The organism is Dolichospermum sp. FACHB-1091, assembly GCF_014697585.1.
In the GTDB taxonomy this organism is placed as follows: domain Bacteria; phylum Cyanobacteriota; class Cyanobacteriia; order Cyanobacteriales; family Nostocaceae; genus Dolichospermum.
In genome coordinates, this window is the sequence record NZ_JACJSB010000022.1 from 1 (window position 1) to 22,010 (window position 22,010).

Annotated in this window: 19 protein-coding genes; 9 read left to right on the top strand and 10 right to left on the bottom strand. The window is 38.4% G+C overall.

All coding sequences use genetic code 11. The annotated features are described in order from the left end of the window. The first annotated feature begins 402 nt into the window (after positions 1-402). Together fba and H6G25_RS14450 are read left to right on the top strand one after the other, a co-directional pair. The gene (fba, locus tag H6G25_RS14445) at positions 403-1,476 is read left to right on the top strand and encodes a class II fructose-bisphosphate aldolase (protein ID WP_190393083.1); all 1,074 of its coding nucleotides are present in this window, start codon (positions 403-405) and stop codon (positions 1,474-1,476) included. Positions 1,477-1,655: 179 nt separating this feature from the next. Continuing rightward, positions 1,656-2,138, top strand: coding sequence for a DUF29 domain-containing protein (locus tag H6G25_RS14450; protein WP_190393084.1), 483 nt, complete (start codon positions 1,656-1,658; stop codon positions 2,136-2,138). A 260-nt stretch (positions 2,139-2,398) separates the two neighbouring features. Here the strand turns inward: H6G25_RS14450 and H6G25_RS14455 are convergent, their stop codons facing one another. The 8 genes from H6G25_RS14455 to H6G25_RS14485 all read right to left on the bottom strand — a co-directional run bounded on the left by H6G25_RS14455 (position 2,399) and on the right by H6G25_RS14485 (position 9,374). Next, entirely contained in the window at positions 2,399-3,211 is an 813-nt protein-coding gene (locus H6G25_RS14455; RefSeq protein ID WP_190393085.1) for a carbon-nitrogen hydrolase family protein, read from the bottom strand. A 287-nt stretch (positions 3,212-3,498) separates the two neighbouring features. Next, positions 3,499-4,152 (bottom strand): HAD family hydrolase, encoded by a 654-nt coding sequence (locus H6G25_RS14460; RefSeq protein ID WP_190393086.1) that lies wholly within the window; start codon positions 4,150-4,152, stop codon positions 3,499-3,501. A gap of 125 nt (positions 4,153-4,277) precedes the next feature. Further along, a complete protein-coding gene (locus H6G25_RS14465) occupies positions 4,278-5,471 on the bottom strand; it encodes an NAD(P)/FAD-dependent oxidoreductase (RefSeq protein ID WP_190393087.1) in 1,194 nt (397 codons plus the stop codon). A 38-nt stretch (positions 5,472-5,509) separates the two neighbouring features. Continuing rightward, a complete protein-coding gene (locus tag H6G25_RS14470) occupies positions 5,510-6,082 on the bottom strand; it encodes a GNAT family N-acetyltransferase (RefSeq protein ID WP_190393088.1) in 573 nt (190 codons plus the stop codon). A gap of 166 nt (positions 6,083-6,248) precedes the next feature. Further along, on the bottom strand, positions 6,249-6,608 hold the full coding sequence (locus tag H6G25_RS14475; protein ID WP_190393089.1) for a hypothetical protein: 360 nt from the start codon (positions 6,606-6,608) through the stop codon (positions 6,249-6,251). Positions 6,609-6,684: 76 nt separating this feature from the next. After that, positions 6,685-7,056: an MATE family efflux transporter gene (locus tag H6G25_RS14480; protein WP_242034975.1), complete on the bottom strand. Its 372-nt coding sequence runs from the start codon at positions 7,054-7,056 to the stop codon at positions 6,685-6,687. A gap of 3 nt (positions 7,057-7,059) precedes the next feature. Continuing rightward, complete coding sequence (locus H6G25_RS21260) at positions 7,060-7,251, bottom strand: hypothetical protein (RefSeq protein ID WP_242034976.1); 192 nt, start codon at positions 7,249-7,251, stop codon at positions 7,060-7,062. Positions 7,252-7,745: 494 nt separating this feature from the next. Further along, the gene (locus H6G25_RS14485; protein WP_190393090.1) at positions 7,746-9,374 is read right to left on the bottom strand and encodes a DUF655 domain-containing protein; all 1,629 of its coding nucleotides are present in this window, start codon (positions 9,372-9,374) and stop codon (positions 7,746-7,748) included. Positions 9,375-9,537: 163 nt separating this feature from the next. Between H6G25_RS14485 and H6G25_RS14490 the strand changes: the two genes are divergently transcribed. Next, positions 9,538-10,680 carry a cysteine desulfurase family protein gene (locus H6G25_RS14490; RefSeq protein WP_190393091.1) on the top strand — a complete coding sequence of 381 codons (1,143 nt, stop codon included), beginning with the start codon at positions 9,538-9,540 and terminating at the stop codon, positions 10,678-10,680. 368 nt (positions 10,681-11,048) lie between these two features. Here H6G25_RS14490 and H6G25_RS14495 read toward each other — a convergent pair whose 3' ends face one another. Further along, positions 11,049-12,377 (bottom strand): DEAD/DEAH box helicase, encoded by a 1,329-nt coding sequence (locus H6G25_RS14495; RefSeq protein WP_190393092.1) that lies wholly within the window; start codon positions 12,375-12,377, stop codon positions 11,049-11,051. Between the two features lie 195 nt (positions 12,378-12,572). Between H6G25_RS14495 and H6G25_RS14500 the strand changes: the two genes are divergently transcribed. Together H6G25_RS14500 and dnaN are read left to right on the top strand one after the other, a co-directional pair. Next, positions 12,573-13,334 carry a DUF1995 family protein gene (locus H6G25_RS14500; RefSeq protein ID WP_190393093.1) on the top strand — a complete coding sequence of 254 codons (762 nt, stop codon included), beginning with the start codon at positions 12,573-12,575 and terminating at the stop codon, positions 13,332-13,334. An 86-nt stretch (positions 13,335-13,420) separates the two neighbouring features. Next, on the top strand, positions 13,421-14,572 hold the full coding sequence (gene dnaN / locus H6G25_RS14505; protein ID WP_190393094.1) for a DNA polymerase III subunit beta: 1,152 nt from the start codon (positions 13,421-13,423) through the stop codon (positions 14,570-14,572). Between the two features lie 273 nt (positions 14,573-14,845). Here the strand turns inward: dnaN and H6G25_RS14510 are convergent, their stop codons facing one another. Further along, a complete protein-coding gene (locus H6G25_RS14510) occupies positions 14,846-16,222 on the bottom strand; it encodes a response regulator (RefSeq protein ID WP_190393095.1) in 1,377 nt (458 codons plus the stop codon). Positions 16,223-16,979: 757 nt separating this feature from the next. Between H6G25_RS14510 and H6G25_RS14515 the strand changes: the two genes are divergently transcribed. From H6G25_RS14515 to rfbF, 4 genes are all read left to right on the top strand, one after another. Then, entirely contained in the window at positions 16,980-17,654 is a 675-nt protein-coding gene (locus H6G25_RS14515) for a VWA domain-containing protein (RefSeq protein WP_190393096.1), read from the top strand. 60 nt (positions 17,655-17,714) lie between these two features. Further along, positions 17,715-18,515: a PP2C family serine/threonine-protein phosphatase gene (locus H6G25_RS14520; protein WP_190393097.1), complete on the top strand. Its 801-nt coding sequence runs from the start codon at positions 17,715-17,717 to the stop codon at positions 18,513-18,515. 212 nt (positions 18,516-18,727) lie between these two features. Then, complete coding sequence (locus tag H6G25_RS14525; RefSeq protein WP_190393098.1) at positions 18,728-20,917, top strand: tetratricopeptide repeat protein; 2,190 nt, start codon at positions 18,728-18,730, stop codon at positions 20,915-20,917. A 298-nt stretch (positions 20,918-21,215) separates the two neighbouring features. Beyond that, entirely contained in the window at positions 21,216-21,989 is a 774-nt protein-coding gene (gene rfbF, locus H6G25_RS14530) for a glucose-1-phosphate cytidylyltransferase (protein WP_190393099.1), read from the top strand. Positions 21,990-22,010 lie beyond the last annotated feature (21 nt).

Genomic DNA, 22,010 nt, shown 5'->3' on the forward strand with positions numbered 1-22,010 from the left:
AAGCTGTTCTGGAATGGCTTGCATAATTGCTGTATTTGAAGATTAACCATAACTGCATTTGTTGATTTCACCCACTATAGTATTTCTATGGTGGGTTTTTTATTGAAAAAAAACAAAAGATTAGAATTTTATTTTTTGTGACACTTACGTAAATCCTAAAATATTTTTGTTGTTACTGAAACTTGATTAAATACGATACTAGTATTTAGTATCTATTTATGCGTTCATGATACATAAATTGAGAAAATCAGCCAGGAAAATTTTTCAACATAAGCAACCACTACTAGATATAATTTTCTGTAAGTTGAAAAAAACATTAAGATTAGCGTAAAAATTACATTAAAATAAAGATTACGCTTCTATTAAATTGACTGGCTGATACCCAAATTAGGAGGAATATATATGGCGCTTGTACCTATGCGGTTGCTTTTGGATCACGCTGCTGAACACGGTTATGGCATTCCCGCTTTTAACGTTAACAACTTGGAGCAGATTCAGGCAATCATGAAAGCAGCGACTGAAACAGACAGTCCTGTGATTTTACAAGCTTCTCGCGGCGCTCGTAATTATGCAGGGGAAAATTTCCTCCGCCACTTGATTTTAGCTGCGGTAGAAACTTATCCTCAGATTCCCATTGTCATGCACCAAGATCATGGTAATGCTCCTTCTACCTGCTACTCAGCTATTAAGAACAACTTCACCAGTGTAATGATGGATGGTTCTTTGGAAGCTGATGCTAAAACTCCTGCCAGCTTTGAATATAATGTTAAAGTTACCAGTGAAGTTGTCAACGTCGCTCACTCTTTAGGTGTCAGCGTTGAAGGTGAACTAGGTTGTTTGGGTTCTCTAGAAACCGGCGCTGGTGAAGCTGAAGACGGTCACGGTTTTGAAGGTACACTAGACCATTCTCAACTATTAACTGATCCTGATGAAGCTGTTGACTTTGTAGAAGCTACTCAAGTGGATGCTTTGGCTGTAGCTATCGGTACTAGTCACGGTGCTTATAAGTTTACCCGCAAACCAACTGGCGAAATTTTGGCTATTAGCCGCATTGAAGAAATTCACCGTCGTTTACCTAATACCCATTTGGTAATGCACGGTTCTTCTTCTGTCCCTGAAGATTTGTTGGCGCTAATTAACCAATATGGTGGCGAAATTCCTGAAACCTACGGTGTACCTGTAGAAGAAATTCAAAAAGGTATTAAGAGTGGTGTACGTAAGGTAAATATTGACACTGATAACCGTTTAGCGATTACTGCGGCTGTGCGGGAAGCTTTGGCGGCTAACCCCAAGGAATTTGATCCTCGTCACTTCCTCAAACCTTCTATTAAATATATGCAGAAGGTTTGCGCTGACCGTTATATACAGTTTGGTACTGCTGGTAATGCAAGCAAGATTAAGCAAGTTTCTTTGGAAGATTTTGCTGCTAAGTATGCTAAGGGTGAATTGGTCATGAGGGCTGCTGCTAAGGTTTAATCTTTCTTAGCAACAAATTAAGGTGTAGCTAGGCTATGCCTTTACAGAAATAAACTGGGAAACGTTACTGTTTCCCGGTTTTTTATATTAATTGTAATTACTTATAAATTTACTTGAGAATAACATCCCTGTGATGAATGTGATATAGTAAGACAATGGCGTAAATAAGGCTATCTCTTATGACTACCAATTTACAATCTACATTATTAAGTAGTTATATTTATGATCAGGATTATTGTTTGTGGATAGAAACTACAGCTAATTTATTACGTAATCACCAACTAGAACAAGTTGATTTTGAGCATTTGATTGCAGAAATAGAGGACATGGGGAAAGAAAAACGACGTGAATTAAAAAACCGACTCATAGTTTTACTAATGCACTTGCTTAAATATCAATTTCAATCTGAAAAACGTTCTTCTAGTTGGGTAAGTACAATTTGGGAACAGTTTTATCAAATTGAATCTTTATTGGAGGATAGTCCTAGTCTCAAACCTTATTATTTAGAACTATTTTCTGATTGTTATTTAAAAGCTGTTCGCGCTACCAGTACGGAAACTAAATTATCTATTCAGGTTTTTCCTATTGACTCTCCTTTTGAGCCTTTGGATGTCATTAATTCTGATTTTATCATGACACTGCTGAGTCAGGAGGAAATTTAATTTTTATTTTTGGTTCAATTAGTCTAATTGTCATTAGCTAAACCTAAATTTAGTTTAAGTTAATTATATTTTAAATCTTCTATTTGGCGGTGATTTGTAATTCAATATAACGTTCGCGTAGCGTGTCGATAGCTTGCGTAGCGACGCAGGAGCTATAGACATACCACTCCAGGCACAGACAACAGATATGGGGGTTTAGGGGGGGATATTTTGCGTAAGTCCTGTGTAGAAATGATCGCGGGCAAGATGCCCGCACTAGATTAAAATACGCGATGTTGTAAAGATGGCATTTGTCTGCGTACTTGTTCTAATCGAGTAGGTTTAATTTCGGCGATCGCTATTCCCGGTTTTTCGCCGGCATCTGCTAAAATTACACCCCATGGGTCTATAATCATAGCGTGTCCATGGGTTTGGCGACGGTGATAATTAGTACCAGTTTGAGCGGGGGCGATCACATAGCAGGTATTTTCTATTGCCCTAGATTGTAATAATACTTGCCAATGGTCTTTCCCTGTAAAAGCCGTAAAAGCAGCGGGTATAAATAAGACATCTGCACCGTGACTGGATAAATGGCGATATAATTCAGGGAAACGGACATCATAACAAATAGACAGGCCAATTTTGCCCAAATCAGGGGAAGAATAGACAGAAGGTAATTCTTGTCCAGCTTTGACGGTACTTGATTCTTGATAAGTATTACCATCAGGGACATTGACATCAAATAAGTGTACTTTTTGGTAACGGGCGAGTTCTTGACCGTTAGGACTGACAAGTAACGCTGTATTATAGACCTTACCATTACCATTTACAGGGATAGGGAAGCCGCCGCCGAGAATGGTAACTTGAAAACGTTGTGCCATTTGGTGAAGAAATGTTTCCGTGGCTTGGGCGATCGCACTTCCTTGTGCTATTTTATCTTTTTCTTCACCCATAAAAGAGAAATTTTCTGGTAAACCCACCAATTCCGCACCTTGACGCACGGCCAGATCAATTAATTCTTCTGCTTGGTCCAAATTTTTTTGTAAATCCGGTACACTGGTCATTTGAATAGCGGCGGCTAAATAAGACTTCATAGATTCAAGAACAAACGGTAGATTGAAACAATACAGATATTCAATAAGTAGGTTATCGTAAAAAATTGTCGTTATGACAAGAGGGAAGAGAATTGGGGAAATTTTACTTTTCGTTACATACTGTGGTTTTTTGTGCCTCTCGACTCCTATCTTTATATCATATCAGTTTGAACAACTGAAAACACCTATCCTCCGCATTCACCCGATGGTTCAAAATCTAGTTCACAGATGATATTTTTATTGTCTGTAAAAGCAAACTACAAGCTAGAATATTATGCTGGATAGTATTACAGACTGGGATTACGGTTAATCCAAATCCCCCTCATTCCTGCTGCTTTAGCACCTTGATAGTCATCCCTAATGCTGTCACCAATGTGCCATGCGTCTTCCGGGGAGCAATTGTGCTTTTTTAAAGCGATTTTAAAAATTTCTGGATCTGGTTTAGCGGCACGGACTTGAGTAGAAATGGTGACAGAAGTAAAATATTCTTTCAGACCCAAACCTTGTAATACTAAATATAAACGGGAATCAAAATTAGATAAAACACCCAATTCAACTCCTAAGCGTCGCCAGTTCATTAAAGCTAAGAGAACATCAGGATAAACATACCAAGGTTCAGGAGTACCAAAGTGAATATAAAGTTCACTAAAAAAAGCGGAAAAATCAGCAAAATCTTTGAGAACACCCGCGCCTTCAAAAGTATTTAAAGCAATAATACGCCACCAATCATATTCGCGTTGGGGAATATCTTTAATATCTGTATCAGGAAATACAGGTGGTGGTGCGGCTTTAAAGCTTTTAATAAAGTTTTGATCCAAAATTTGAGCAGAAACTTCCACACCAAATTCCTGGGCGATTTGTCGGTAAATTTCACCTATACTACTTTTAACACCAAACAATGTACCTACAGCATCTAGAAAAATGACTTTGGGTTTTTTCATAATAATTAATATTTAAGTCCTCAGTAGTCGGTAAATACATAGCAATCATATCTGAATTTGTGTGGCTTACGTTTCAGATCCCCGACTTCTGCGAGAAATCGGTGATCTTGATCTTAATTTTGAAATTATTGAGAAATGGCTTGTATTATAGGGCTAAATAACCAATTAAAACCGACTTTCAACTGATGATTTAATGTGGGTAAACGATAGAGATAAGCCAGACGACGGGCTAAATACGCAAAAGAACCGTCTAATTGCACACCTAAACCTGTGAGGGTAGCGTTATCTATTCCTAAAGCCATCATTTCCCCTAATGGTTGATAGCGGAAGGGAAGGAGAGGACGATTGGTAATAGCAGCCCAGATGTTCCAGGCGGTATAATCAGCTTGTTGAAATGCGACTTGGGCTGTTGCGGGGACTTGTTTTCCTTCTGCGTCGAGACAGTCTGCTAAATCTCCCAACGCGAAGATCTCAGGATGTTCCAGAACTTGTAATTGGGGTGTGGTGGTAATTTGTCCGCGCTGATTTTGCTTGAGGGGTAAACTTTTCACCACTGGGGAAACCTTTGTTCCTACTGTCCAAATTACTAAATCTACGGGAATGGTGTCTACTTGACTTTTATACTCCAAAGAGATACTATCTTTCTCAATGGCGACTACTTTGGTTTCTAAGTCAATAAATACGCCTTTGCTATCTAAGGCTTTTTTAGCGGCTTCGCGGTTAAATTCTGGAGAAGTTCGTAAAATTTGATCACCGACCTCAATGAGGCGAAAACGTCCCTTTTGGCCAATTCTATCTGCTAATTTACAAGCTAATTCTACCCCACTGTAACCCCCACCAACTATGGCAACACGGATTTTTTCTGAGTTTTTTGCTTCTAAAACTCGCAGCCGTTCTTCCAATCGGTAAGCATCAGTAATAGTACGGAATGGGTAGGCATTTTCAGTAGCACCAGGAACTAAATCTAGGGGGGTTTCGCCACCTAATGCTAATACTAAGCGGTCATAATTGAGTTCTGATTTATTTGCTAATTGGACTGTTTGCTGGTTGATATCTATGGCGGAAACGGTGGATTGGTAAAATTGAATACCCGTTCCTTGGAGTAATTCAGAGTAAGGTGGGGCTATTTCCCAGGTTTGGAGTTCTCTGGTCAGGAGTTCGTAAAGTAGGGGGGAAAAGACAAAGCGATCGCTTTGATCTACTAAAATAATTTCAGGTTTTGGTGTAGATTCCCAGGGTAATTGGCTTAAGCGTAGCGCGGTATAGAGGCCACCAAAGCCACCACCGAGTATACAAATTTTTGTAGTTGGTTGAGTCATAATTTTTTTAGCAACTAAATTCCAGTCAGATATTTATTTTAGTGTAACGATTTATTGCGTTCTCTTGCCATTAGCCAACAATCCTGATATTTACCTTCATGTAGATCATGACCTGATAAAAGCTTGACTTTGACAAAACCACATTTTTCATAACAGCGAATAGCGCGGAAATTTTTCACATTAGGATCAATGACAATTTTAGCAGCTTTTAGGCGATTAAAAAGATAATTTATTGCTGACAGAAGGACTTTTGTGCCAATTCCCTGATTCCAATATTGAGTTTCACCAATAAATAAGTCAATACCATAAACATTATTAGTGTTTTCTAGCAAATACATTTGTTTAATATTTTCTGGTAATTTATTTAAATCATAATATTGTAAATAGCCAACTTCCAGATTTTGATACAAGAAAATACAGGGAATCATAGCTTCTTCTCCTGTAATTCTAGGTTGATAAATTTCTATAACTTTTTCTAAATCAAAAGGATTATCTCTACCACCATAAAATTGTAATACTTTTTCATCACTACGCCATTTTTCCATTAATTGATAATCATGGATATGATTTTTCATGGGACGAATAGTAATTTCATTTTTGATCATCAACATGGAAATTAAATACTTCTAATTACAAACTACATAGTCCCCAGGAAAAATTCTCCTTAGTTAACAGAATCTCGATAAAAATATTGAATACTATACGACTTAATTCTGATTATTAAATCGGTGTTATATTATGTAAATTGAGTTAATAACTACCCTGCCATGAAGGTTTTCAAGTAACAGCAAAGTTATCATAACTTTCATTAGTTGTAGGTGAAATAGTAGGAATTTTTATTTCATTTGTAAATGTATCTAATAGTTTAAATGAAAATACCACAATAGCCGTTATTGAAAATAATATCATTGCTAACCATAAAAGATGGTTACTGTGAAAATACCAGCCAGCTATAGGCATGAAACCTCCTGCAAAGGAAATGACGGCAGAATTACGTAACGTTCTTCCTGCGGTTAAACCTCCGAAGAATCCTTCCAAGATTACGGTAACTGCAAAAAACCCTTGGAATGGTAACAACCATCTGACATAGTAAGAAATGTTTTCAGTTACTTCAGTAGCGAATAATAAATACAGCACTTCCCGATGTTATGAGGTACAAGAACCCCACCCCCAACCCCCTCCCCGCAAGCGAGGAGGGGGCTTAAGATGTACCTCATAAGAGCGGAAACCCCTGTAAGTAGTCCAGCACTACATTAGTTAGGCTTTCTACTACAGATATCAGCGCCACAAAAATATTAAGTTCTCGGCCAAAAAACCAACCAACTAAGACAAAGTTAAGTAAAACCGCAGGTGCGCCCCAAATACAAGCTTGAAAATAGTCAAGACCGGCATCTTTTACCTCTGTTGCACCCACTAGGAAGGTAAACCCTACTTGTTGTAAAGGGTACTGAAGAATCAGGATAAGTGTACCTATCCCCAAAGCAATCAGACCATTCCGCAGTAATACTAATAGTATGGCTTCTGGATCATCTGTTCCTACAGCTTGTGCCGTCATACCATTGCTGGAAGAACGTAAAAAATTCAAAACTCAGTATAAGTAGCTAAAGAGAATTATAGCTAAAGAAACTCCTGCTAGGTAACGGATATCAGGTAAATGTCCCAAGTAGGTTAGGTCTATTAAACCCGATAGCGGCACAACAATACTAGAGAGAATATTCGTAAATGCCAGTCGGTAAAAGCGAGATAGGAAGTTATATTCTTGAGGGATTGTAAAATTCATCGTTCTGAATTGTTAATATCTTGGCAATATTGTCAGTAAATTTTTATAGCGTTTTTCAATTCAGTGAGGTACGAGAACCCCACCCCCAACCCCCTCCCCGCAAGCGAGGAGGGGGCTATAATATACTAATATATTGATTCTAGCCTCATGTTATAAATGCGCTAATGCCCAGACGTGATAGCTGTTTCTCCATCAATACCTTCACAAAATTAAGAGACTAAAAAAAATTTGTTTTTTTGCCAAGCCAGAGACAGTTTATTTATAGCTAGAACAACTTTACTTTAGCGATACAAAAATGTAAATAAATTAATATATCTAAAGAGGAATAAAATCACAAAAAGCAAGTTAAAAAGTGGAATATTCGAAATAGTTGGAATCATAAATAAAATTCTTGCGGTCGTGAAAATAATGAACAGACTACTACAAAATGAATATTATATAGCATAAAATTTAAAAATATCCTTTTTCTCTATTTCTGTGCCTGGAGTGGTTCGTTAAAATATGATCACTCCTTCCCATTTTACCAACATTTTAGCACTAATTCCTGGTACTTTATCAACATCTTGTAAAGAAGTAAATTTTTGCTTTTGACGGGCTATAATTATTCTTTCGGCTAACTTTTCACCCACACCAGGAAGAGTTTCTAATTCTGCTTTAGTTGCGGTATTGAGGTTAATTTTAGTAGTAGAAATTCTCGAAGATAATGGTTTTTGTATTTGGGAACATTGTTTAAATTCCCCATCAATTTTAGCTTGAATATTTGCTGGTAAACCTGGCTTAATTTTACCATAAAGGCGGTCAAATTCCCTTTGATAATGTACTGCTACTGTGGGATTTTCAATCACAATTAATGTTTCATCATTGCCATGATTAGCAGCTTCTGACCAATTATGTGAACCTGTAATAACAGTTTGATGATCAATAACTGCAAATTTATCATGTAATAAATCTCCTTTAGGTAAAATTGGCACTCCCACAGTAGAAATCGGATTTTTCCAAGGACGGTTATCAACTTCATATTTACAGTTATCACTTAAAGCAAATCCCATCATATCTAAACCTTCACTGTAGGGACGATAAGCAAATTGTGGTTCAATTAAAGCCCGAATTTGGACTTTTTGATCATGAAGGTTTTCTAGGGTATTAGCAAGTTGTTGATCAGAAAATACAAATAATGCTAAATCAACGGTTTTTGTACTTGCGGATAAAGTTTGATCAATTAACCCATTACTGCTAATATTCCAGGGTTGAGTGGGAGAAATTGGGGAAAAATGAACTGTGATTTTGCTATTACCTAAAGTGATTGTTTTGGGTTGACGGGGAGGTTTTTGAAGTCCGAATTTACTATCTAGTTTTCCTCCTATTCCGTCACCCCACATAATATTAAACTCTTCTGTGAGTAAACTTGCTAATTCAGGACTATCAATTTTTAGTAAATTATTGTTATTTCCTAAACTACTAGGATTTGCAAAATCTCCAGAGGTATCACTGAGGGTAAAATTTGCAGAAGTAATAATCACAAAACTATGATCAACAACCACAAATTTATGGTGCATTAAATTACTACCTTTTGAACCATCAGCAGTATCATCTATTAAAGGAATTTTGGCATCTTTAATAATTACTAAAGCATCTCGTTGACTAATTTCTTCTGATGTGATTTGATGATCTTGATTGATATCAACAAATTTCTGAAAATCTTGATATCGTTCTTGTTCTCTTTTTCCTAATTTGGCTATTTCTGCGGAAGTGAAACTACTCCAAGGACGAGAATAGTTACTTTCTAAAATCAACCTAATTTTTACGCCTTCTTTTTGTTTTTGTGCTAATATTTGGGCAACTTTTGGTAAACGCAATTCCTGTACAGCTATATCAACAGTAGATTTAGCTTGAGCAATAGTATTAACAATTTGCGTTTCTAAATCGTCCCCTAAGCGAGTTTTTTGACGATAGGTTTCCCGATATTCGGAAGATTCAGAATTATTAAAGTAAACTTGAATTAAAGGATCTTGTGGTAATGGTGCTAAACGCTGGTTTCCTGATTTGACTCGTTCACAAATAGTCAGGGTGAATAGCAACAAAAATATACAGGAAAAATAGCGGATTTGTGGGAAAATAGACACAGCAATCTAATTAAAGTAAATTACAGGGATTTGAATACGATTTTAATATAATAATTAAATCACAATCTGAATTAATTTCTTTTTTTCTTGGCGATTTGACGCGAAACTTTTACCTAAAAAAGACAATGAGTAAATTATTACTCCCACTCAATGATTAATTTTTATGCAAGTATATTTAGACTATAGTGCAACTACTCCCACTCGTCCAGAAGCGATCGCTATGATCCAGACAATCTTAACTCAACAGTGGGGTAATCCTTCTAGTTTACATGAATGGGGCAACCGTGGCGCATTGGTTTTGGAAACAGCGAGAATGCAAGTTGCGGGGTTAATTAACGCTGTTCCTGAAGGGATTATTTTTACTTCTGGGGGAACGGAAGCGGACAATTTAGCGATGATGGGGGTGGCGGGATGTTACAATGATCCCCAGCATATAATTATTTCCAGTGTAGAACATTCGGCTATTTCTGAACCGGCGAAAATGTTAGAAAATTGGGGTTGGGAAATTACCCGTTTGGGTGTAAATCATCAAGGAAGAGTCAACCCCGAAGAGCTAAAAGCAGTATTGCGAAATAATACAGTATTGGTATCTGTGATTTATGGACAAAGTGAGGTAGGAACAGTCCAACCCATTCATGAATTAAGTAAAATAACTGAAATGCACGGTACTTTATTTCACACTGATGCGGTGCAAGTTGCTGGACGTTTACCGATAGATGTACAGAGTTTGTCAGTAGATTTATTAAGTATATCTAGTCATAAATTATATGGTGGCTTGGGAGCGGGGGCTTTATATGTACGTCCAGGGGTGAAATTAAAACCGTTGTTGGCTGGAGGTGGACAGGAGGCTGGACTGCGTTCAGGGACGCAAGCAACCCCGGCTATTGCTGGGTTTGGGGTAGCTGCGGAGTTAGCAGCACGGGAATTAGAGACGGAAAGGGTGAGATTAATGGAATTACGCGATCGCTTATTTGCTATTTTAGCAGATATTCCCAGTTTAATCCCCACAGGAGACAGAATTAACCGATTACCCCACCATCTTAGTTTTTATTTAGCAACTGCGGACGGGGAAAAAATCAGCGGAAAAACTTTGGTACGTCAGTTAAATTTAGCAGGTATTGGTATTAGTGCTGGTGCTGCTTGTCATAGCGGAAAATTAAGCCCCAGTCCGATTTTATTAGCAATGGGATATTCTGAAAAGGCGGCTTTGGGGGGAATTAGATTAACTTTAGGAAAACAAACAACAGCAGCGGATATTGACTGGACAGCAATGGTTTTGAAACAGGTTTTGCAGAGGTTGAATTAAGAATAACCAAAAAAAGTCAAAACTCTATTGCTCAAGCTGTTACTCTTTAGGGCTTGCTGAATAATTTGTCTGTGAGGGGAGGGAAGAGGGAACTCTTAACTGGGAACTCTTAACTGGGAACAGTTTTAACTGTCTGGATATCCTCAATTTTCCAAATCCGACAAAGAAAAATGCAATTCATTTTGAGACACCATTAGCCAAAACCTGGCACTTTTTTGTGGTAAAAATCCGCGAAACCCTTTGTTAATAAATGGTTTTAGGTTTATATGGCTAACGCCACGCTACGCTATCAGCAAGACCTCTTTATGCCTAGATATCCTCTGGGTGATATACATTCATAATATTCAGCAATGCAGCCAATTCAGTTATTACCTACCCTTACCAGAACGACGTGGTGCTGAAGAACCAGAACCAGAACCAGACTTTTTACCTCCTGCTGCTGTCCGTGACGAAGGCTGTTGAGGGGATTTTTGGGAAACAGAACGAGGAGTGCGGGAAGCACCACCAGCAGGGGCTTTACGTCCGTTAGGAATGGGTTCAGCTTTAATTTCCGGGTTAACAGCAAAACCAGCGACAACTTCTTTCGGTAAACGCTGCTGAATTAGTTCCTCAATATCCGCTAATAAATGATGTTCATCAACACAGACAAGGGAAATCGCTTCACCTTCTGCTCCAGCGCGTCCAGTCCGTCCAATGCGATGTACATAATCTTCTGGTACATTCGGTAAATCATAGTTAATGACATAAGGTAATTCGCTAATATCAAGACCACGGGCAGCAATATCCGTTGCTACTAATACCTGTAGTGTCCCTGCTTTGAACTTACCTAGGGCGTGGGTTCGCGCTCCTTGACTCTTATTACCGTGAATAGCCAGCGCTTGAATGCGGTCTTCACCCAACTGCTTCACTAACCTATCAGCACCATATTTAGTGCGGCTAAAGACTAATACCTGATACCATTTATTTTCTCGAATTAAATGGGAAAGTAATTGTCGTTTCCGCTCCCGGTCTACATGATAAACTTTTTGTGATACTGTGGCCGCTGTCACATTCCGACGTGCTACTTCAATCATTGTCGGGTTATTTAGTAACCCGGCTGCAAGAGTTTTAATTTTATCGGAGAATGTGGCGAAAAATAACAAATTTTGCCGCTGTTTGGGTAAAAGCGAGAGAATGCGCCGGATATCATTAATAAAACCCATATCTAGCATTCGGTCCGCTTCATCTAATACCAACACTTCCACACGGGATAAATTCACAGTTCCCTGTTGAACATGATCTAGCAGTCGTCCGGGGGTTGATACTAAAATATCTACACGGGTTTTCAATTTCTGTTTTTGGGGACCAATACTGACTCCCCCAAACATGACCATGGAATTGAGATTTAAGTATTTACCATAGTCGCGGACGCTTTCTTGTACTTGTGCTGCGAGTTCTCGCGTAGGTGTAAGAATTAATGCCCGAATTGGTGAAAATCCGTTAGTATTGCTTTGAACCTTGTGAGTAGATAACTTATGTAGCAGCGGTAGAGTAAAGCTGGCGGTTTTACCAGTACCCGTTTGCGCTCCAGCTAAAATATCACCACCAGATAATACCACAGGGATAGCCTGTTTTTGAATTGGTGTAGGCCGATTATATCCTCGCTCAGTGACAGCACGGACAATTTCAGGGGACAAGCCGAGATGAGAAAAAGACATATAACTCCAGAAATAACATCGGCCTGTCGCCCATTACGGCTTCAGTCTTAGGCGGACGAATGGTTTAAAATACTCAATGGGCAGCAAGCACCAAGACTAGGGGCAAATGCCATAATCCCCTATGATAGCAGAATTAAATAACTATAGTGAGAGAATTAAATATTCACCCAGCGACTTTGTAAGACTTTATAAATTATGGCTGAACTACCTAAAACCCTAGAAGATGCGATCGCTCAGTCCTGTGAAGCGGTAAAATCAGCTGTAGCTGATGGTATAATGCGGATTCAAGTTGAGTTATTATTTCCAGAACTCAAATTCATGACAGTTGCAGAACAGTTTCTCCCTTTATTTACTGAATATGAATCCGGTCTAAAAGTCTTCTTTGCTGACGCGGGTGCGGCTGCTTTAGCTCGTCGTGACTGGACATCAGCAGAGTCTAACTTAGGCATTAATCTTGTACGCGAGAGAATTTTAGATATCGGTACAGGTAGGGCTGCTTCCTTAGAAGCCAAAATTCAGCCAGAAGATGAAATTTTTCTGTTTATTGCCCCAACTTCCGTAGAAGTACCACAATTAGAAAAGCTGTGTGAAATTATAGGGGAACGCCCGGTAATTATGTTAACTCCCCGGTTGGAAGATTCTAGTATCGTCGGTATTGGTTACACAGCCAGGGAAACCCGTCGTCGCTTTATTAGTACCATTGAATCTTCTTACTATATCCGTGCTGTTGATGATCAATCTGCCCTATTTCGTTGCTATCCTGGACAATGGGAAGTATGGTTAGAAACAGAGGGAGAATATCAAAAACTTGCAGAACTCCCTAAAAAACCATCTGGTGACGAATTAGACGCAATTCTTATGGGGGGACAAAAGGAAAACACCAGCGACGGGACACCTGCTAAAAAACCCAGTCTATTTAAGAGTTTACAGCGGTTCATTAAAGCTTTAAGCAATTAGAATCACGTAGTGATGGGAAAATTGGTGAATACCTAATTACCCATTACCAATTACAATAACCAATTCCCCCATTATTGAATTTAAAGATGAAATTAATTTGTTCCCAAAGTGATCTCAGTAGTAATCTTTCCCTTGTCAGCCGTGCAGTTCCATCTCGACCAACTCACCCGGTTCTTGCTAATATATTATTACAGGCCGATGCCCAAACTAATCAAGTTAGTTTAACAGCCTTTGATTTGAGTTTAGGTATCCGTACTAGTTTTAGTGCTGAGGTATTAGAAGGTGGGGAAATTGCTCTCCCGGCCAAACTACTTGTAGATATCACTTCTCGTTTACCAGAAGGGGAAATCACCCTTGATGATCAATCAGGAGACAGTAGTGGAGAAGGTATACTTGTAACACTAAAACCCAGAAGTGGACGTTATCAAGTGCGGGCTATGGGTGCGGAAGAATTTCCTGAATTACCCGTAATTGAAAACGCTGAAGCAATTACCCTTACCACTGCTGCACTTATTGAAGGCTTAAAAGGTTCTTTGTTTGCTACTAGTTCAGATGAAACCAAGCAAGTCCTCACAGGTGTACATTTAACATTAAAACAGGATACATTAGAATTTGCTGCTACCGATGGACACCGTTTAGCAGTTCTAGAAACCACAAATGAGCGTTCTGTTGAGGGTAGCGAACAAGTAGAAGTAACAGTACCAGCGAAAGCATTAAGGGAACTACAAAGGATGTTAGGGCATAATTCCGCATCTGAAGAAACAGTAGATGTATATCTTGATCAAGGTCAAGTTGTATTTGCTTGGGCATTTCAACGTTTAACAAGCCGGACATTAGAAGGACAATATCCCGCTTATCGGCAATTAATCCCCCGACAATTTGAACGACAAGTAACATTAGAAAGAAAGCAATTTATCAGCACTTTAGAACGAATTGCTGTGTTAGCAGACCAGAAAAATAATATTGTCAAAGTTAGCATTGATAATGCTAATCAAGAAATTACTTTATCTTGTGAAGCGCAAGATGTAGGTAGTGGAACAGAATCAATACCGGCGCAAATTTCGGGAGAAAATATAGACATTGCTTTTAATGTTAAATATCTCATGGAAGGCTTGAAAGAATTACCATCTTCAGAAATTCAAATGCACCTAAATCAAAGTTTAACTCCGGTTATTTTCACTCCCTTGGGTGGGTTAAAAATGACTTATTTAGCTATGCCTGTACAACTGAGAAATTAGTTTTTTATCTGTTAGAGGTTGCTTGAAAAGTATTAGATGAAACTGATAATTTCCAGAAACCTAACCCCCCGCCCCCCAGGGGGCAGCTAAATTGTACAATCCTAATATGGCTAGATATTGTGGTGCGGGCATCCTGCCCGCTATAATTATACAAATTAAATGCAGTACAGATTAGATGGTTTTTGGCTGGCATAATTTAGAAGCGATATCTTAGTTACTTAATTCTATATTATACCATTTAGGTGCATAACAGCTTAACTCCTCACTTCTAAATTAGGGCAAGTGCATAAAAATAATTTTTAGCAGTTCAGCGCGAGTAAAGGGTTTAGTCAAATATCCAGAAGCACCGACAAATCTCGCTTTGACTTTGTCTATAATCCCTTTATTACTAGTCACGAAAATGATGGGGATATTTTTAAACATAGAATTATTGCGAATAATTCGACATAGTTCATAACCATCAATTCCTGCCATATTCAAATCCAGTAAAATTAGATCTGGTTTATGTCTAATAATTGACATTACGGCCTTAACTGGTTCATTAATAGTCACCAAAACAAAATTTTCATCTTCTAAATAGCGGCTGATTTCCCTGAGAATCGTGGGACTATCATCTACAGAAATAATTTTGTAAGTTTTGTGTGTAGTTATCCTATTTGTATTTACTTTTTGTAAATCCCCATTTATTTCTGGTAAAAAATCCTCTTGAGGTAGGTTAGAAATATCTGGTAGTATCTGTGGAATCACTAGATTTTCCTGAGGAATATGAGAAATAATTGAAGTTTCTCCAGGAGGATTTGTGATCGGTGCTACATCTGAAATAAATAATTTACTCCCGGCTGATTCTGTGCTATTATAAGGAGGCGACAATGAATATCCACAGGTTTTTGGTAATTTATCAAATGGGGGATCTGGTTCATGTAAGACTATCGAACCTTTGGCAATATATGGGTATAAACTTAAAGCTAATTGTAATTCATCCTGATTCATAATAATCGCTAGATGACGCAAGCTAAAACCCTTCATCCAATTGGTGATATTTTTTGGTAATGGTGGTAGTCTTTTGTCATAAAATTTGCTGCTAACCAATAAATATGGACGCTGATAGGGAGAAGATATATACCTACCAAGATAACGCCAGTTTTGTAACTGATTTTGACATTGTTCTATGATAGAAGAGACATCTAATTTACAAATTATGCTGAGGTTATTTGGCGTTTGTGTAAGTTTATAAGTGCCTGTTTTGACCAGGATAAATGATTCAATTACTTCTTTAACTAATTCCTGAATAAGTAATGCTGCTTGGGGAAGAAGAAGATGTTTTTGAGTTACCAGCCAATTAATAGCTTCATATTCTGGAGGTTGGGTTAGTAAATTTTTGGAATCCTGATTTTCAAACAGGAGACGCATTTCTGTACGCACTTCATTATCTAGCAGAGGAATTTGTTGATTTTGACCACGTATATGTCGTTCTAGTCTATCAAAGGGTTCTATTGAATGAGTGCCATAGATAATTTTTCCTTGTTCTATATATATCAACCAAGATACAGAGTTACTAACTGCTTGTAAACAGGTACTTTCATAACAATTAGTCAGTTGTCTTAATAAACCCTGGGGGGATAGTTTGGTAAACGTGCCAGTATTCTGCATATTTTCACAATTTTTTTTGCGGATACATCAACATACTATTGGAAAAGATTAAATATCAGGTTGGAATATGATATCACATTGAAAAGTTGTTGTCATCAGAGTTATTGGATTATGAATATCAATGATAACCGTCTTCTAAAAACCATCTAATTTAGACCTAAGAGACTTTCTGGTTTTTTGTGCGGAGTTTTGAGAATTTGTTGAATTTTATCTTGAGAAATCAGATGGTAATGCTAGGAACTATGCTGAGATTTTCTTGATAATTCAAATTCATCAAATTTCATCTCAATAGTTCTCTAGCACCGATTTTGCCAAAGATGAATTTATTTATGTTAAGAGAGACGAAATCCCACATAGAATCTTTAAAAATTTATGGAGGTAAATGTATATATTGATTATTACAGCAGATTGCAGGTAAACAGACTGGAAAATTTATGTAAAAACTCAGTCATTCAGACCATTTTACTCCTAAATCCTAACTTGGTGATTCCCAAACTCGCTGTTACTTTAGGTAAAATCAATTATGGTAGAGACTCGATAACAAGTAAGATTAAACATCCTGAGAAATAGACAGTGACTAAATAGTGATGAGGAGTTGGAGAGGTATTTGATAAATATTACCCAAATCAATGTCTGGGCTGAAAAACTCAAACATCCCCCTTAAAATACCATAATTTTAGCCATATTAGCCCCATAAACTATATACTTTGAGTAAAAGGAAAATAAAGCCTTGGATTATAACATAACACAAAAAGTTATGATTGATACATTTAACCTTGATGAAGTTGTAGAATTTGCGGAAAATCCTGAACCACGTTGTCCATGCGTGCTATTGCTAGATACATCTGGCTCAATGCAAGGGGAACGAATCGAAGCTTTAAATCAAGGTTTGCTGAGTTTAAAGGACGAACTGGTGAAAAATTCCTTAGCAGCCAGAAGGGTAGAGATAGCGATCGTTACCTTTGATAGTAGTGTGAATATCGTGCAGGACTTTGTAACTGCCGATCAATTTGACCCTCCCATTTTAACAGCCCAGGGTTTAACAATCATGGGGTCAGCAATTCATAAAGCATTAGATATTATTCAAGAGCGCAAATCCCAGTATCGGACTAATGGTATTGCTTACTACCGTCCTTGGGTATTGATGATTACCGATGGTGAACCCCAGGGGGAACTAGATCATGTTGTCGAACAAGCAGCCCAAAGGCTGCAAGGGGATGAGTCCAATAAGCGTGTAGCCTTCTTTACGGTGGGTGTAGAAAATGCGAACATGAGCAGATTAAGCCAAATCGCTGTGCGGAGTCCACTGAAGCTAAAAGGATTAAACTTCATTGAGATGTTTGTTTGGTTGTCCGCCAGTATGTCAGCAGTGTCCCATTCTCAAGTACATGAACAGGTAGCACTACCACCTATTGGTTGGGGATCTGTTTAACTGTTTAATTAAAATTACAGCTTGATCTTCAAACCGAACTAGCTGTGGAAAACAAATTATATGAATAGACCAAAACAGATTTCTCAATGGCGGATAGTAGCTGCCTCTGTGTGTGGAACTAGTCACGCCAAAAACCAACAACTTTGTCAGGATGCTCACCATTGGCAACTATTAGCAAACAATGTATTGGTAATAGCAGTAGCAGACGGCGCTGGCTCTGCTAAACTAGGAAAAGTGGGATCAATGATTGCCGTAGAAACCGCAATAGAATATCTTTCCCTCCAGGAGATAACCAGTGATACCCTTGCTAATGATGATTTTTTGCGTAATCTACTAACTAATACCATCTTAGTCGCTCGCAAAGCCATAGAAACCGAGGCAGATGAGTGTAAGAACCAACCTCATGATTTAGCAACCACCTTAATTCTGATGATAGCTACACCTGAGATTGTGGCCGTGGCTCAAATAGGAGATGGTTTAGCCGTGGCCAAGAATGGCGCAGGTAAGCTGATGGCTTTAACCATGCCTAATAATGGTGAGTACATTAATGAAACTACTTTTTTGACATCTCCCCATGGCTTAGAGACCGTACAACTCAATTTATGGCGAGAGGAAATCACTAATGTTGGTGTTCTGACTGATGGACTACAAATGCTGGCTTTGAATATGATTGTTGGTGATAGTGGTAATGTAACTGCCATACCTCACAAACCCTTCTTTATGCCTTTATTTGAATTTGTCCACAATGCTGAGGATAAAATATTGGCGAAAGAGCAGCTACATCGGTTTTTAAGCTCCGAGAGGATTACCCAGCGGACCGATGACGATTTAACCTTAGTTCTGGCTGCATTGAAAGACTAATAGGTTTTACTCCCTTCTCCTCTCCTTCGTCTCCTGGTAGAGTGTGCTGATTTCGTGATGTTAATTAACTCTAAGTAGGTGAACGGAAAAAAACCGACATAAGTAACGAAAAGTAAAGTTGCCCAAAACCTCTTCCCTGTTAAGAGTTAAGAGTTCCCTTGTCATAACGACAATTTTTAACGCCAACCTACTTACATATTTTTAAATTTTCCATGCAGGTACTACGTCGTCTTCCCAACCGAGAAATTCTCAAGCTCTCTGTCAGTGTGGGACATGGTGGTGAAGCTTGTATCTATGCAGTGCCATCAGATGAACATTTGGTAGCTAAAATCTATCATAAACCAACAATCCCTCATGGCGAAAAACTCCAGTCCATGCTTGCCAATCCCCCCGTCAATCCTACAGCAAATTTAGGGCATATTTCCATCGCTTGGCCACGGGAATTGTTAGAAGCTGCAGATGGTAGTGGCAGGATTGTTGGCTTTATCATGCCACGAATTAGGGGAATGCGGCCAATCATGGATTTTTACAATCCGGGGACTCGCCGACAACATTGCCCATTATTCAATTATCAGTATTTAATGCGGACTGCCCGCAATCTGGCCGCCGCCTTTGCCGCCTTGCACTCTAGCCAATACTGCATTGGTGATGTGAATGAGTCGAATATTCTGGTTAGTGATACCGCTTTGGTGACCTTGGTAGACACCGACTCCTTCCAGGTTCGAGAACCGGCGGGGAATCTTGTCTATCGTTGTGCCGTAGGGAAACCAGAATACACTCCTCCAGAATTACAGAATAAAACTTTTGCTGACCATGACCGGGAAATTTATCATGATTTATTTGGTTTGGCAGTGTTGATCTTCCAGTTGTTAATGGAAGGAACTCACCCATTTTCCGGCATATTTCAAGGTGCTATAGAACCTCCGCCCTATCAAGGGAGAATTCTTGAGGGACATTTTACCTATAGTCAAAAGAAACAAGTACCATACCTGCCAACACCTATTTCACCTCCCTGGAATTTGCTTCATCCCAGTCTGCGGGATTTATTCGTACGTTGTTTTGAAGATGGTCACGACAATCCCCAGTTGCGCCCTAATGCCCAAACCTGGTTGTCCGCTTTGACCTTGGCGGAAGAGAGTTTGGTCGCTTGTGCTGCTAATCCCCAACATCTCTATCATCATCATTTGCATAAATGTCCTTGGTGTGAACGGACCGAGGGATTAGGTGGAAGAGACCCGTTTCCTTCTCTAGCAGCAATTAGTCGTAATCAGCATCTCCAACCTCGTCCAAAATCTCAACGGCGCCATATTCCTAACCGACGAATTACCCAGCCAGCGAGACCAAATTATCCAATCGGTGGTTGGCGGCGGGGATTTAGTCCGCATTTTTATCATTCTCCTTCTTCTAAAAAGTTAAACTCGAAAGTCTACAGTGGGATTCTGGGGGTTCTGGGGTTGGGTATTTTGGGTTATTTAGACCTAATGATTAAATTTACTCGTCCTTTTGTTTCCCAAAATTCTTATACTCAACAAAGTTTGATATCTCAACAAAATAATCAAACTCTGGAACCGAAAAATCTCTCTTTTATAGATTACTATCGCCTTGGTGACACTGCTTATCAACGGCAAGATTATAAGGAGGCTGTTGTCAACTTTACCGAAGCTATCAAAAAGAATCCCCAAAACGCTAAATGCTATGTAAATTTGGGTAATGCCCGCTATAATTTAAATGATTATGAAGGTGCATTGGCAAACTATAACCAAGCCTTAAAGATAAACCGTCAAGAAGTTAAGGCCTATGTAAATCGTGGGAATGCCTATTATATGATGGCCGACTATAGTACGGATCCCGAGAAAGAATATAAACAGGCGATCGCCGATTTTACTACTGCTATTAATATAGATAAAAATGATGTTGAAGCTTATATCAGAAGGGGAATTGTCAGATTTGAAATTACCAAATACATTAATAATTCTCTTCAGGAATATCAGAAATCAATTGCCGATTTTACCGAAGCAATTAAACTCAATTCATCCAAGGTAGAAGCTTACTTTCAACGGGGTCTAGTTCGTTATCAAATTGCTCAATATAGCAGTAATTATGTGGCAGAATATAAACGAGCGATCGCTGATTTTACAGAAGCATTAAAAATAAATCCCCGATTGGCCAAAGTTTATCTCAAACGCGGTATGGCTTACTACGAACTGGCACAATATAGGGAAAATGGATATGATAAAAAGCATGTCCAAGCAGTTGCAGATTTACAAAAAGCCGCAAAAGTTTCCCTGGAGAGGGATGATATGGATAATTATCAACAGGCATTGAGCAGCATTTGTATTGTTGTAGCTGACAAATGTGACAGTTTATTACCTAAATCAACTCTAGTGAGGCAAAATAATTGATATACAGGATTCCTATTTGATTTTTGAATGTTGATAGTTTTAGATCCCCGACTTATCTAAGAAGTTGGGGATATTGTTGTTGAGAAATTATTGAGGATTCCTACTATAAAGATTTTACAGATAAAATATGTTAATTTACTTATTCTTCATCATTTTCTAGAAATTTACGGTTAAATTATGTTTATCTACCTAACAAAGAGAAAGAAATAATTATTTAGTTTCTCTCATATCATACTGCATTCTCTTCATCTCAAATTTGTGAAATTAGAAACCATTAGCAAATCTTTCAAGCAATTATATGAAAGCAGTGATTTTAGCGGGAGGTTTGGGTACAAGGTTAAGCGAAGAAACCAGTATCAGACCCAAGCCCATGGTTGAAGTTGGTGGTAAGCCAATTCTCTGGCACATTATGAAGATTTATTCTGCTCACGGTATTAACGATTTCATCATTTGTTGCGGCTACAAAGGGTACATTATTAAAGAATATTTTGCCAACTATTTCTTACATATGTCAGACGTGACATTTGATATGCGATTTAATCAAATGAATGTTCATTCTGGATATGCTGAACCTTGGCGCGTCACCTTAGTAAATACAGGTGATCATACAATGACAGGTGGACGTTTAAAACAAGTTCGTGAACATATTGGTAATGAAACCTTTTGTTTTACCTATGGTGATGGTGTAAGTAATATCAATATTACAGAATTAATTAAATTCCATCAAGAACAAAAAACCTTAGCAACACTCAGCGCAGTGCAACCAGCAGGAAGATTTGGAGCAATTTCTCTAGGACAAGAACAAACTAAAATAACTAGTTTTAAAGAGAAACCTGAAGGTGATGGTGCTTGGATTAATGGTGGTTATTTTGTTCTAGAACCACAAGTAATTGATTTTATTGCTGATACCTCAACTGTGTGGGAGAAAGAACCATTAGAGAAGTTAGCTGATTTAGAACAATTATCGGCTTATAAACACCATGGTTTTTGGCAACCAATGGACACATTAAGAGATAAAAACTATCTAGAGGATCTCTGGAAAAGTGGTAAAGCTCCTTGGCAAGTTTGGTAATAGTAATTTGAGATTTTAGAT

Bases quoted from the DNA above. Each gene is read 5' to 3' on its own strand.
- H6G25_RS14455 (WP_190393085.1), bottom strand. From the start codon at position 3,211: ATGAAGTCTTATTTAGCCGCCGCTATTCAAATGACCAGTGTACCGGAT.
- H6G25_RS14470 (WP_190393088.1), bottom strand. From the start codon at position 6,082: ATGTTGATGATCAAAAATGAAATTACTATTCGTCCCATGAAAAATCAT.
- H6G25_RS14515 (WP_190393096.1), top strand. From the start codon at position 16,980: ATGATTGATACATTTAACCTTGATGAAGTTGTAGAATTTGCGGAAAAT.
- H6G25_RS14450 (WP_190393084.1), top strand. From the start codon at position 1,656: ATGACTACCAATTTACAATCTACATTATTAAGTAGTTATATTTATGAT.
- H6G25_RS14465 (WP_190393087.1), bottom strand. From the start codon at position 5,471: ATGACTCAACCAACTACAAAAATTTGTATACTCGGTGGTGGCTTTGGT.
- H6G25_RS21260 (WP_242034976.1), bottom strand. From the start codon at position 7,251: ATGAATTTTACAATCCCTCAAGAATATAACTTCCTATCTCGCTTTTAC.
- H6G25_RS14510 (WP_190393095.1), bottom strand. From the start codon at position 16,222: ATGCAGAATACTGGCACGTTTACCAAACTATCCCCCCAGGGTTTATTA.
- H6G25_RS14525 (WP_190393098.1), top strand. From the start codon at position 18,728: ATGCAGGTACTACGTCGTCTTCCCAACCGAGAAATTCTCAAGCTCTCT.
- dnaN (WP_190393094.1), top strand. From the start codon at position 13,421: ATGAAATTAATTTGTTCCCAAAGTGATCTCAGTAGTAATCTTTCCCTT.
- fba (WP_190393083.1), top strand. From the start codon at position 403: ATGGCGCTTGTACCTATGCGGTTGCTTTTGGATCACGCTGCTGAACAC.
- rfbF (WP_190393099.1), top strand. From the start codon at position 21,216: ATGAAAGCAGTGATTTTAGCGGGAGGTTTGGGTACAAGGTTAAGCGAA.
- H6G25_RS14500 (WP_190393093.1), top strand. From the start codon at position 12,573: ATGGCTGAACTACCTAAAACCCTAGAAGATGCGATCGCTCAGTCCTGT.
- H6G25_RS14490 (WP_190393091.1), top strand. From the start codon at position 9,538: ATGCAAGTATATTTAGACTATAGTGCAACTACTCCCACTCGTCCAGAA.
- H6G25_RS14495 (WP_190393092.1), bottom strand. From the start codon at position 12,377: ATGTCTTTTTCTCATCTCGGCTTGTCCCCTGAAATTGTCCGTGCTGTC.
- H6G25_RS14520 (WP_190393097.1), top strand. From the start codon at position 17,715: ATGAATAGACCAAAACAGATTTCTCAATGGCGGATAGTAGCTGCCTCT.
- H6G25_RS14460 (WP_190393086.1), bottom strand. From the start codon at position 4,152: ATGAAAAAACCCAAAGTCATTTTTCTAGATGCTGTAGGTACATTGTTT.